General features: G+C 74.3%; 10 protein-coding genes. 4 read left to right on the forward strand and 6 right to left on the reverse strand.

What is annotated here, in order from left to right; translation table 11 throughout:
* Both ACIA5F_RS09220 and ACIA5F_RS09225 read left to right on the forward strand, forming a co-directional pair.
* Entirely contained in the window at positions 1–1,998 is a 1,998-nt protein-coding gene (locus tag ACIA5F_RS09220) for an ATP-binding cassette domain-containing protein (protein ID WP_399350846.1), read from the forward strand.
* Between the two features lie 182 nt (positions 1,999–2,180).
* Entirely contained in the window at positions 2,181–2,591 is a 411-nt protein-coding gene (locus tag ACIA5F_RS09225; protein WP_399350847.1) for a hypothetical protein, read from the forward strand.
* 130 nt (positions 2,592–2,721) lie between these two features.
* On the opposite strand, the gene ACIA5F_RS09230 is transcribed toward ACIA5F_RS09225, so the two are convergent.
* The 4 genes from ACIA5F_RS09230 to ACIA5F_RS09245 form a co-directional block, all read right to left on the reverse strand.
* Positions 2,722–3,531 (reverse strand): S1 family peptidase, encoded by an 810-nt coding sequence (locus tag ACIA5F_RS09230; RefSeq protein WP_399350849.1) that lies wholly within the window; start codon positions 3,529–3,531, stop codon positions 2,722–2,724.
* 157 nt (positions 3,532–3,688) lie between these two features.
* A complete protein-coding gene (locus tag ACIA5F_RS09235; protein ID WP_399350851.1) occupies positions 3,689–4,957 on the reverse strand; it encodes a DUF418 domain-containing protein in 1,269 nt (422 codons plus the stop codon).
* A 339-nt stretch (positions 4,958–5,296) separates the two neighbouring features.
* Positions 5,297–5,551, reverse strand: coding sequence for a hypothetical protein (locus tag ACIA5F_RS09240; protein ID WP_399350853.1), 255 nt, complete (start codon positions 5,549–5,551; stop codon positions 5,297–5,299).
* A 237-nt stretch (positions 5,552–5,788) separates the two neighbouring features.
* On the reverse strand, positions 5,789–7,195 hold the full coding sequence (locus ACIA5F_RS09245) for a DUF2252 domain-containing protein (RefSeq protein WP_399350855.1): 1,407 nt from the start codon (positions 7,193–7,195) through the stop codon (positions 5,789–5,791).
* A 182-nt stretch (positions 7,196–7,377) separates the two neighbouring features.
* Here ACIA5F_RS09245 and ACIA5F_RS09250 point away from each other — a divergent pair, with 182 nt between their 5' ends.
* Together ACIA5F_RS09250 and ACIA5F_RS09255 are read left to right on the forward strand one after the other, a co-directional pair.
* Positions 7,378–7,674, forward strand: a complete 297-nt coding sequence (locus ACIA5F_RS09250) for a hypothetical protein (protein WP_399350857.1) — start codon at positions 7,378–7,380, stop codon at positions 7,672–7,674.
* Between the two features lie 157 nt (positions 7,675–7,831).
* Positions 7,832–9,238: an erythromycin esterase family protein gene (locus ACIA5F_RS09255; RefSeq protein WP_399350858.1), complete on the forward strand. Its 1,407-nt coding sequence runs from the start codon at positions 7,832–7,834 to the stop codon at positions 9,236–9,238.
* Between the two features lie 128 nt (positions 9,239–9,366).
* On the opposite strand, the gene ACIA5F_RS09260 is transcribed toward ACIA5F_RS09255, so the two are convergent.
* Together ACIA5F_RS09260 and ACIA5F_RS09265 are read right to left on the reverse strand one after the other, a co-directional pair.
* Positions 9,367–10,419 (reverse strand): ABC transporter ATP-binding protein, encoded by a 1,053-nt coding sequence (locus tag ACIA5F_RS09260; RefSeq protein ID WP_399350860.1) that lies wholly within the window; start codon positions 10,417–10,419, stop codon positions 9,367–9,369.
* Positions 10,416–11,978, reverse strand: a complete 1,563-nt coding sequence (locus ACIA5F_RS09265) for an ABC transporter permease (protein WP_399350862.1) — start codon at positions 11,976–11,978, stop codon at positions 10,416–10,418. The genes ACIA5F_RS09260 and ACIA5F_RS09265 overlap by 4 nt, the downstream gene beginning before the upstream one ends.
* Positions 11,979–11,981 lie beyond the last annotated feature (3 nt).

Below are 11,981 nucleotides of genomic sequence, written 5' to 3' on the forward strand. Positions count from 1 at the left end.
GTGAGGCGGCTGTTCGCCCGTCCCCGGCTCGCCGAGCCCGAGGTCTCGGCCTCCGAGCGGGAGCTGTTCGGCGGCCCCCTGCGCTACGAGGAGGGCGGGGCCTCCCACGAGTACGCGCGGCTGGACCTCACCCTGTGGTCGGCGCTGCGGTCCGTGCCGCTGATGGTCCGGGCGACCCTGCGGCTGGCGCTGCGGGCCGACCGGCGGGCGCTGACCGCCGTGGCCGTCACCGAGATCGCCCAGGGCGTCACCGCCGCCCTGGGCCTCGTCGTCCTCAACACCGTGCTGGGCACCCTGCTCGGTACCGGCGCCGTCGCCGACCGGCTGCACCAGGCGCTGCCCGCGCTGGTGGCGGGCGGCGCCATCGCGGCGACCGGGGCCGTCATGGCCGCACTGTCCACCGCGGCGACGGGCCGCCTGGAACCCAAGGTCGAGCGCGCCGCGAACGAGCGGTTCCTCAAGGCGGTCACCGAGGTCGAACTCGAAGCCATCGAGGACGGGGAGTTCCGGCGGCTGATCGACATCGCCCAGTTCGGCCCGGAATCGGCCCGCGGCATGGTCCGGGCCTGCGTCGGCACGGTCAACGGCATCATCTCGCTGGTCGCCGTCGGCGGCGTCCTGACCGTGCTGCACCCCGTGCTGCTGCCCCTGCTGGTGCTGATCGTGGCGCCGCGCGGCTGGGGCGCGATGCGGGTGGCCCAGCGCCGCTACCTCTCGGCCATGCGGTGGGTGGAACACGTCCGCGCCGGCCGGGTGATCGGCCAGCTCCTCACCTCCCGTACGGCCGCGCAGGAGGTACGGGTGCACGGCGCGGGACGGTTCTTCCTCGGCCACTACCGGGCCATGGCCGAGAGCGCCGAGGCGGAACAGTCCCGGCTGGCCCGGGGGAAGGCCGCCACCGAACTCCTCGCCGCCGCCCTGTCCGGACTGGCGCTCCTGGCCACCTACACGGCGCTCGGCGTCCTCATCCTGGGCGGCCACATGGCCCTGGCCGTCGCCGGTACCGCGGTGGTCGCCGTACGGTCCGGCTCGGCCGGCCTCGGCGCACTGGTGACGGCCCTCAACTCGCTGCACGAGGAGTCCCTGTACGTCCGCGACCTCGAACGGTTCGTCGAGGAGGCGGGCCGCCGCGCCATCCCCACCGGCGGCACACCCCTGCCGCCCGGCCTGGAGACGATCACCTTCGAGCGGGTGTCGTACGGCTACCCGGACCGGCGGGGCCGCGCCGTCGACGAGGTCTCGCTCACGGTCGGGACGGGACGGGTGACCGCGTTCGTGGGGGAGAACGGCGCCGGGAAGTCCACCCTGACCAAGATGCTCGCCGGGCTCCTCGTCCCCGACGAGGGCCGCGTCCTGTGGGACGGCGTCGAACTGCGGGAGGCCGACCGGCGCCAGCTCTTCGCCCGGGTCGGACTGCTCACCCAGGACTTCGAACGGTGGCCGATGACCGCCGCCACGAACATCGGCATCGGCGACACCTCCCGCCCGCCCGACGAGACGGCCCTCTGGGCGGCGGCGCACTACGCGGGCGCCGCCGCGATGGTCGCGGAGCTGCCGCACGGGATGAACACCCTGCTCGCGCGGATGTTCCGGGGCGCGAGCGAACTGTCCGGCGGGCAGTGGCAGAAACTCGGCCTCGCCCGCGCCCGTTACCGCGACGCCCGCGTCCTGATCGTCGACGAGCCGACCTCCGCCCTCGACCCGGCCGCCGAGATCGCGGCGTTCGAGAAGATCCGCGGCCTCGCCGGACCGGACCGGGCCGTGGTGCTGGTCACCCACCGCATGGCCGCGGTCCAGCACGCCGACCACATCTACGTCCTGCACCACGGCCGCCTCGCCGAGCAGGGCACCCACGAACAGCTCCTCGCCCGGGAGGGCCGCTACCACGCCATGTACCGCGCCCAGGCCGACCAGTACACCCCCGCGCCCCCGCCCGCACGCCGCGCCACCTCCCCGACCACGACGCCCACCACCCCCACCGCACCCACCGCACCCTGAGACCGGGGTCGCACCGGCGACCGGTCGGGCACGGTTGGGCCGCTTGGTCCACGTACGGCGAGCGGGCGCCCGGGGACGCGGTCACGCTGGCCACACCGGTTCCCGCTCCGGGAACCGACGGATCATGCAGGCCGAACAGGCCATGCAGGCCGAGCGGGTCAGACAGATCAAGGAGCGGGCAGATGAGTCCTGAGGACAAGAAAGGGGCGTCCTGTACGGGGCGCCCGGCCCGTGGGTCCCGCGGCGGCGGACGGGTGAGGTGCGGCGCGGTCGCCGGGGTCGCGCTGGCCCTGGCCTTCGCCTTCGCCGGCCCGGCGACGGCCGCGCAGAGCAGCGGGGCCGCCACCACCAAGGAGGTGCGGGGCAACCGGGTTCCCGTGCCCGCGGGCAAGTCGGCCGTCAGCATCGCCACGTGCCCCAGCGGCCAGACGGCCGTCTCCGGCGGCTGGGTGACCAGTGCGGGGGAGACGGTCATCCCCATCATGTCCTTCGCGTTCGGCCACGCCACCCCGAACGACTCGTGGGAGATCATGTTCCACAACCCCACCGCCCAGGACATCCAGTTCGCGCAGGCCATCGCGTACTGCTCCTGACGCGGCAGCGCCACGGCGCGACCGGGCCGCCGCCCGGCTCCCTCCCCGGCCCGGAGCCCGGACCGGGGGGCCTGCCGCCCGTACGGGTGGTCGTACGGGCCGGCCGTGCTGCTGCGCAGCCGTGAGCCGGTCAGCCGTGGCTGCTGATCGTCCGGCGTATCCAGTCCGCGTAGGCGGGCACACTGCTGTAGAGGCCCGGCCCGCTCACACAGTCGGGGGAGGGCGCGCCGGGGCCCGAGGTGGTCCCGATCAGCTCCCACCGCCCGCCCTTGCCCCGCTGGACCTGCGGCCCGCCGGAATCCCCGTTGCACGCCATGGCGTCCGGCACCCGGCTCACCGTGCACAGCCGGGTCCTGTCCGCGTAGCCGGGCGCGCACTCGGAGTCGGACCCCCGGCGGGCTTCGAGCTGCTGGAGCCGCTCGGGGAACACCCACCGGGTGAGGTCGACGGTGCCGAAGCCCAGGAGCCGGGTCGGGGTACCGGGACGGCCGGGCTTCTCGGCGATCCGGACGGGCTTCTCGGCGACCGGGCGGTCCAGACGGATCAGCGCGACGTCGTCCCGGTTGGGCGTGCCCTGCGCGTAGCCCGGGTGGGTCACGATCCGCCCGACGGCACGGACCGTGCCCCCGGACGTCCGCCGCTCGCTGCCGATGCGGACGGTGCCGTCCGGCTCCACCAGGCCGGGGTCGACGCAGTGGGCCGCCGTCAGCACCCACTGCGGATGGACCAGGGAGGCACCGCAGAGCCCCTTGACCGAGGGATCGGCGACCGCCGTCACGGGGAACGACGCCATGAACGGGTAACGCTCGCTGGAATCCTTCCCGTTGACGATCGCCTGGGCGGTACCGGTCGTCACGGTGGCGCACACCACGGCGGCCAGGGCGACGGCACCGGCGCGCGCCGTGATGCGTCGTCGTCGTACGGACTTCAGGCTGAACACAGAAGGTTCCCTTCGATCGGAAAAATCCGGACACGTCCAGCCTGCGTGTTCATGATCCACCGATCCATCCGGCCAGCGGGCCCCCACGGGGTGGGGACAACCCCCGGCCCCTTGGATTCGCCTCCTCGCGGGGGACCAGGGCCGGTACCGCCAGGTGTCAGCGCGCCTTCGCGTCCGGACGGGAGCGGGCGTGGGGGAGCCGGGCCAGGGTGACCGTCCGCAGCAGCCACTCCACGGGGCCGTACCGGTAGCGGGCCATGAGCCAGGTGCTGAGGGCGAGCTGGGCGGCGTACAGCACGAACACGCCCAGCACGACGACGGCCGGGCCGAGACGGTCGTACAGGGCGAGACCGTAGGCGGTGAAGACCAGGGCCATCACCAGGGACTGGCTCAGGTAGTTCGTCAGCGCCATCCGGCCGGCGGGGGCGAGGAGCGCGCTCGCACGCCTGCCGCGCGCGCTCCGCAGGAACAGGAGCATCCCGCAGACGTACGCGGCGGTGAGGGCCGGCGCCGTGAGCGTTCCCACCGCCTGGCCGAGCATCATCCACCGGGGCCCGAGCGGGCCACCGGCGGCCAGCGCCATGAAGAGGCTGCCGGGCAGGCCCACGAGGGCGCCGAGCAGGCAGATGCGGCGCAGGCGCGCACGGTGGTCCTCCGTGCCCGCGCGATGGCCTTCCGCGCCGGTGCCGGTGCCGGCGCCGGTGCCGGTGAGCAGGCGGCGTTTGCCGCAGTCGACCCCGACCAGGAAGGCCGCCAGGACGAAGCCGCCCATCAGCAGCGTGCTGAGCAGCACGTCGGGCAGCTCGCTCAGGTTGGCCCGCACCACGGAGACGGCGTCACCGTGGTACGCGGCCACCAGCGCGGGGAAGTCGGCGGCCAGCTCGGCGTCCAGTGCGGCGGCCTCCGCGTCCGGCATGAGCAGGAAGAGCGCCCCCAGCAGCAGCAGGAGGGCGCCCGCGCAGCCGTGCACGATCAGAGCGGCGCGCCGGGCCGCGCGCGGTGAGCAGTTGCGCGCGGCGATCAGGATCAGGCCGAGGAGGGCGTACGTGACGAGGATGTCCCCGACGTACAGCAGCACGGCGTGCAGGGACCCGAGCGCGAACAGGCCGAGCGTACGGCGCAGTTGCCGGGGTACGGCCCGGGCGCCGTCCCGCTCGGCCGACTCCAGCTGGAGGGTGAAGCTGTAGCCGAAGAGGAACGAGAAGAGGAGGTAGAACTTGCCGACCACGAAGGTCTGGACGAGTCCCTCCACGGTCCGGTCGAAGACGGACGCGTCCGGGTCGGCGACGGCGCCGAGGCCGTACGGACCGGCCATCATCAACGCGTTGACCAGCAAGATGCCCAGGAGCGCGAAACCGCGCAGGGCGTCGAGCTCCGTTATGCGCAGTGGCCGGGCCTGTCGTGCGTGCGCAGCCGTGATGGCCACCGGTCCCCCAAGTGGTCGTGGATGTGTCGTACCCGCCGTCACGGTGGTCCAGGTCCTGTCGTGAGCACACAGCACACAGCACACAGCACACAGCACACAGCACACAGCACGTGGCACGCGAGCTGTGGGCCGCCGTGCTCCCGGTTCCGTGTGACGGCAGAACACCCTAACCTCCGCGCGGAGGGGGAGCCGCGCTGTTCAGGAGGGAGACGAGGAGACGGGGAGACAGGGCGACGAAGAGATACGGCGACGAAGAGATACGGCGACGGGGCGGTACGGTGACGGGCCCCGCCGGTGTCGGCCGACGGGGCCCGCGCAGCACGCTGGTGTGTCAGCGGGTCAGTTGACCCGCCTTCCCCGGTAGGAGACCGGCCCCTCGCCCGGGAACTGGGCGGTTCCCGAGAACGAGGAGCCGTCGTCGAAGAAGGTGACGCTCCCCTTTCCCGCGTCGCCGGACCAGGTGACCGTGGTCCCGGTGGCGGGAGCGCCGCTCTCGGGAACGACGTTCGCACGGTTGGCGATGGAGATCTTGAGCGGCTGGTCCGGCTGCCATCCGCCGCCACCGGTCCCGATCTCGGTCGTGTACGTGGCCACGGCTTCCCCTTTGCTGATGACCGGTCCGCCGGGTCGGTGACCCGGCTCGTACGGTCCCCTCGACGGCTGCTCGCGCCGTCCTGCCCGACAGCCTGGGGAGCCCCGGGACCCGGTAGTAGGGCGCCAGGTGCCAAACCACTCGTTCAGTTGCACTTGCCCGAAAGCCGCCCGACAGCCCGCCCGAAAGCCGCCCGACAGCAGCCCGAAACCCGCTCCCCCGCCCGGGCCGTCGCCGGATCAGGACGGCCCGGCCGCCACCCTGCCCGCGCGGACCGCCTCCACCAGGGCCCGGTGGTCGCGTTCGTTCTGGTCGGCGTAGCTCTCCGCGAACTCCGCCAGCGCGCGGTCGAACGACTCGCCCCCGCCCAGGTACGCGGCGATCGCGATCCGGTCGCCGGAGCGGGCGTGGGCGCGGGCCAGGGTCTCGCCGCAGAACTCGCCGAACAGGCGCATCCCGTCGGGCACCATCTCCTGAGGCACGGCGATGCCCTTCCAGTCGTGCAACTGGCGTACGTAGAAGTCCCGTTGGCGCCCGTCCAGCCCCCTGACCCGGTCCCACCCCAGGAACACGTCCCCGACGGCCTGCATCATCCGCTGCCCGGTGACCACCCGCTGCCCCTGGTTGTCGTAGCGGCTCTCCCCGGTGTACGGGGCGAGGACCGAGCGGCCGGCCTCCTTGGCCTGGAGGATCAGCGGGTCCCCGTCGTCCTTGCCCAGGAGCAGCAGGACCCAGCACCGGGTCCCCACACTGCCCACCCCGACGACCTTGCGGGCGATGTCGACCACCCGGTACTGCCGCAGCAACTGCCGCCGCTCCGTGGACAGCGTCCGCGCGTACCGGCCGACGAGCTCGTGGAGCTCCCGGACGAAGGCGTCGCGCCGCTTGCCCCGCAGCAGGTCCTCGACCGGCACGAGCAGCGGCGGGTCGGGCGCGAAGCGGCGCTCCCCGTCGAGGACGTGGGTGAGCTTCCCGTACGCCGCCAGACTGTCCCGGGTACGGGCCTTGGCCATCGCCCTGGACAGCCGCCCCCGCCCCCGCGCGCCGAGCCGCTGGTCCGCGAGCACCTGGAGCTGCTCCATGTCGGCGCGGTCGTACCAGACCGCCAGGTTCCCCATGCCCGCGTACGCCCGCATCCGCTCCCGGTAGGACCGCACGGCGGCCCGGACGATCCGGGCCCGCGCCTTCGCCGGGTAACCGTTCTCCCGCCCCGCGATCACCAGGCTCGTGGCGAGCCGTTTGACGTCCCACTCCCACGGGCCCGGCAGGGTCTCGTCGAAGTCGTTGATGTCGAAGACCAGGCGCCGCTCCGGCGAGCCGAGCAGCCGGAAGTTCAGCAGGTGCGCGTCCCCGCACAGCTGCGCGGCGATCCCGCTGTCCGGTGTCGTCGCCAGGTCCGCCGCCATGACCGCGGCGGCCCCCCGGTAGAACCGGAACGGCGACTCGGTCATCCGCGCGTACCGCAGCGGGACCAGCTCCGGGACCCGCGTGGCCGACTGCTCCTCCACCACCTCCACCGGGTCGAACCGGCCCCTCGCCGGGGCGAAGCCCGCGTGCCCCGACCTCGGAGCCCGCTTGCGCGCCGCCCTGCCCCGCTCCGCCCGCTCCCGAGGCGACGGATACGGTGTCCCACCTCGCTGGCCCATGGAGTGTGCCTCCCGTCGGAACACCCCCCACCCGCCATTGTCCGCCGCCCGCCCCACCCCGCACGACGACGCCGCCCCTCGGTGCGGTTGCGCGCTCTGCCGGGGCGGGGCCGGGGCGGGGCCGGGGCGGGGTAGCGTGACGGCGGCAGGCGGAGCCGATGGCGCGGGGAGAGGCGCCGGTCATGAGCCGGTCGGTGGACGGGGCGACGGTGTGGACGACGTCGGTCGGTGGTGAGCCCGTGCAGGTCCCGGCGACGATCGAGGGCGTCCGGGCGACGCTCACCGAGGAGCGGGCCGCCGCGTTCGAGGCGGAGATCAGGCGGACCCCCGCCTTCCGGCTCGCGCGGACGCCGACGGCGTGGGCGCTGCCACCACAGGCGTGGGCCGAGATCGACGCGGACACGGAACGCGTCGCAGCCGGTGACCTCTCCGGCTGCACCCCCATGGAAGACCTGGCGGGCCACGACCCGGCCCGGTAGCCGCCCCACCCCCGGGCAGAGGCAGGCAGGCCCCCCGCCCGCCCTGGACGGCCCACCGGGCAGGACTCGGGTACGGGGTCGGGGCCGAGGGGTGGGAGCTGGGGCCTCGGGCTCGTGGGCGATGCGGGCGGGCCGGGGCGGTTCCTAGGCTCGGTGCATGCGATCAGACGATTCACCCGCGATGCGGGACGCCCAGGACTCCGCCCCTCCCCGCCCTTCCCGCCCGTCGCGGCGCTCACGCCGGCTGCTGCTGGCCGTCCCGCTGATGCTGTGCCTCGCCGCGACGACGGGCGTCGGCACCGCCCTCGCCGACGGGCCGCGGTCCGGCGACCCGGTGTCCGCCCTGTCACGGGCCGCCCACCCGCTGCGCTCCACCGCCCCGGACGCCCCCGACGACGCCGACCTGCGGCCCCTCGGCCGGATGATCGCCGGGGCCGATGTCGTCGGGGTGGGCGAGGCCACCCACGGATCGGGCGAGTTCGTCACCACCAAGCACCGCCTGTTCCGGCACCTCGTCGAGGAGAAGGGCTTCACCACCTTCGCCTTCGAGATCCACTGGAGCGCCGGGGTGCGCCTGGACGACTGGGTGCGGTACGGCAGGGGCGACCTCTCCACGATCATGGACGAGGAGTTCCAGAACGGCGGTCGCCTCTGGAACACCGAGGAGATGGCCGACCTGTTCCGCTGGATGCGGGCCTGGAACACCCGCCACGACCGTCCCCTCCGGATCGTGGGGGACGACCTCACCCACGCGGGTCCGGTGCTGTTCGACCGGGTCACGTCGTACGTCGGCCGCCACGACCCGGAGCTGCGGCCCGAGATCGAGCGGCTGTACCGGGAGTCCCGGCCCACCGCCGGGGTGGACGAGACGATGAAGGCCCGGCGGGCCATGCCCCGCGCCGACCGGCAGCGGCTGCGCGACGACGCACGGGCCGCGCTCGTCCTCCTCGAAAGCCGGGCCCCCGGCCCGGACGCCCGCGAACACGCGCTGGTCCTCCAGCACGCCAGGGCCATCGCCCAGAACGCCACCCTGGACGCGTTCGACCTCGTCAACGACGTCCCGGCGGCGCTGCGCTACCGCGACGAGATGATGGCGGCGAACACCGCCTGGTGGCAGCGGCACACCGGCGGACGCGTCTTCCTCTCGGCGCACAACACGCACGTCGCCGGGGAGACGAGCGCGCCCGCGTACCAGCCCAAGACGCAGGGCGAGTTCCTGCGGGAAGAGCTGGGCAGGCGTTACGTCAACATCGGCTTCACCTTCGGGCGCGGCTCGTTCAACGCCATCCGCCTCGGCGACCCCGACATGGTCTTCCAGCCCTTCTCGGTCGGTGCGCCGGAGGCCGACAGCAGCGAACGCACCCTGGAGCAGGTGTCACGGCACGACTACTACCTCGACACCCGCGCCGCGCCGCCCGCCGCGCGCGACTGGCTGCGGACCGTCCACCGGACCCGCAACATCGGCGCCTCGTGGCCGCTCGAAGCGTACGAACCCACGAGGCTCGCCCAGAGCTACGACATCCTGATCCACCTGCACCGGATCACCGCCACCCACATGCGCTGACCCGCTGACCCGCTGACCCGCTGACCCGTACGACGGGACGGCCGTACGGCCCGGCGCGCGGGGGCGGGGGGGCGTTGGCCCGGCCCCCGCCCCCGCCCCCGCCCCCGCGCGCCGGGTGTCCGGGTGCGCTACGCGCCGTCCCGGTGGAAGGCGGCCTCGCCCGTCACCCGGACACCGACCTCGTCCCCGGGCCGGACCTCCACCGGGCCCGGCGTACGGACCGTCACCGTCCCGGCCCCGCCGACCTCGACCAGGACCAGGGCGTCGTGGCCGTGGAAGCGGACCTCGCTCACCCGGCCCCGCGCGGCGGCGTCCTCGCCGTGGGGGACGACGAGCCGGAGCTGCTCGGGCCGCAGCACCACCGTGCCCTCACCGCCCCGGTCGTCGCGCAGGGACACCGCGCCCAGCGCGGTCGTGGCCGTCCCCGCCCGCGCCGATCCCGGCAGGAGCACCGCCTCGCCGACGAAGGACGCCACCCACGGGTCGGCCGGGCGGGCGTACAGCTCCTGGGGAGTGCCGCACTGGGCGACCCGGCCGTCCCGGATGACGGCGACCCGGTCCGCCACCGACAGGGCCTCCTCCTGGTCGTGGGTGACGAGGACGGCGGTCGCCCCCGCCGCCCGCAGGGCGCCGCGCACATCGGAACGCAGCCCCGCCCTCAGCGCACTGTCCAGGGCGCTGAACGGCTCGTCGAGCAGGACCAGCGCCGGGCGCGGGGCCAGCGCACGGGCCAGGGCCACCCGCTGCTGCTGGCCGCCCGACAGCTCGTGGGGCATCCGGTCGCCGTACTCACCGAGGCCGACGAGAGCGAGCAGCTCGGCCGTACGGGCCCGCCGCTCGGCCCGGCCGGCGCCCACCAGGCCGAACGCGACGTTACGGGCCACGCTCAGGTGGGGGAAGAGCGCCCCCTCCTGGGCGACGATGCCCACACCGCGCCGCTCCGGCGGGACGTGGACACCCGGTCCGCTGATCGTCCGGCCACCGAGGACGACCTCGCCCGCGTCGGGCGCGACGAACCCCGCGATGACGCGCAGCAGTGTGGTCTTGCCGCAGCCGGACGGGCCGAGGACCGCCGCCAGCTCACCCTCGCCGACGGTCAGGCCCAGGCCGTCCAGGACCGGCTGGCCACGCCCGTACGAGCTGGTCACTCCGGTGATGCGCAGTCCGGTCCCGACAGTCATGAGCGCCTTCCGAGCAGGTAGGAGGGGACGGCCGCGATCAGCACGATGGCCGCGGCGTAGGGCGCGGCGCCGGAGAACGCTCCCGCGCCCGTCTCGGTCCACAGCCGGGTGGCCAGGGTGTCCGTCCCGGTCGGACGGAGCAGCAGGGTCGCCGGGAGCTCCTTCATGATCACGACGAAGGTGAGCGCCGCACCCGCCCCGATGCCGGGCGCCGCGAGCGGAACCGTGATCTCCCGCAGCACCTGGAGCGGCGACCGCCCCAGCGTGCGGGCCACGTCCTCCAGGACGGGCGGCGCCTGTAGGACGGCCGCCCGCGCCGAGGCCACCGCCACCGGCAGGAACAGGACGACGTACGCGACGATCAGGAGCGGCAGCTCCTGGTAGAGCGGGTACGCGTACCGCACCGAGAAGAACACCAGCGCCAGGCCCACCGTGATCCCGGGCACCGCGTGCCCCGCGTACACGGACTGTTCGAGCAGCCGCGCGAACCGCCCGCGGTGGCGGGCCGACAGCACACCGACCGGCAGCGCCAGCAGGGTGGTGACGGCGGCCCCGACCGCGGCCACCGTGACCGTGGCGACCGTCGCCGACCACAGCTTCTCCCCGTCGAAGCCGGAGTTGCCGATGGTCAGCCAGTAGCCGAGGGTCGCCAGCGGGAACGCCACGGCCGCCGCCGCGACGGCCGCGCACCAGGCCAGCGCGGGCCCGGTCCACCCGCCGAGCCGGAGCCTGACGGGCGGGCGGGCACTGCCCCGGCCCGTCCGCGCGTGACCGGCGCGCCCCCGCGTACGGTTCTCCGCCGCCACCAGGAGCACGGTCATGGCGACCAGCACACAGCCGAGCACCGCGGCCGGGGTGCGGTCGAAACTGGCCTGGTAGGAGGAGTGGATGGCCCGGGTGAACGTGTCGTACCGGGTGATCGACACCGAGCCGAAGTCGGAGAGCACGTACAGCGCGACGAGGATCGCCCCACCGGCGGCGGCGGGCCGCACCTGCGGAAGGGTGACCCGTACGAAGGTGCGCAGCGCGCCGCTGCCCAGCGAACGGGCCGCCTCCTCCTGCGCCGGGTCGATCCCGCGCAGGGTCGCCGCGACGGGCAGGAAGACGTAGGGGAAACACGCGAAGGTGAGCGTGATCGCCGCACCCGGCAGCCCCGCCAGCGAGGGCGCGGCCGAGATCCAGGTGAAGGCCGCGACATAGCTGGGCACGGCCAGCGGCAGCGTCGCGAGCACGGCCCAGACCCGCCGGCCCGGCAGGTTCGTACGGACCGTCAGCCAGGCCAGCGAGATGCCGAGCACCAGCGACGCGCTCACCACGATCGCGGTCAGCCCCATGCTGCGGCCGAGGAGTTCGAGGGTGCGCCGCTCGGTGACGATGTCCCAGGTGAAGTCCCAGCCGCGCTCCAGGGAACGCGCGCCGAGATAGCCGAGCGGCAGCAGCGCGATCAGCGCCGCTGCCGTGGCCGGGAGCAGGAGGACGAGCGGGGGCCGACGCCGACCGGCTGCCGCGTGGGACGCGACAGCCGGGGTGCGCACGGACCGTGAGGTGTTCGTGCTCATGAA

The organism is Streptomyces sp. NPDC051567 (assembly GCF_044454165.1).
In the GTDB taxonomy this organism is placed as follows: Bacteria; Actinomycetota; Actinomycetes; order Streptomycetales; family Streptomycetaceae; genus Streptomyces.

Excerpts from the sequence above, each read along its gene's own strand:
- ACIA5F_RS09225 (WP_399350847.1), top strand. The coding sequence starts at position 2,181 with ATGAGTCCTGAGGACAAGAAAGGGGCGTCCTGTACGGGGCGCCCGGCC.
- ACIA5F_RS09245 (WP_399350855.1), bottom strand. The coding sequence starts at position 7,195 with ATGGGCCAGCGAGGTGGGACACCGTATCCGTCGCCTCGGGAGCGGGCG.
- ACIA5F_RS09250 (WP_399350857.1), top strand. The coding sequence starts at position 7,378 with ATGAGCCGGTCGGTGGACGGGGCGACGGTGTGGACGACGTCGGTCGGT.
- ACIA5F_RS09255 (WP_399350858.1), top strand. The coding sequence starts at position 7,832 with ATGCGATCAGACGATTCACCCGCGATGCGGGACGCCCAGGACTCCGCC.
- ACIA5F_RS09260 (WP_399350860.1), bottom strand. The coding sequence starts at position 10,419 with ATGACTGTCGGGACCGGACTGCGCATCACCGGAGTGACCAGCTCGTAC.
- ACIA5F_RS09265 (WP_399350862.1), bottom strand. The coding sequence starts at position 11,978 with ATGAGCACGAACACCTCACGGTCCGTGCGCACCCCGGCTGTCGCGTCC.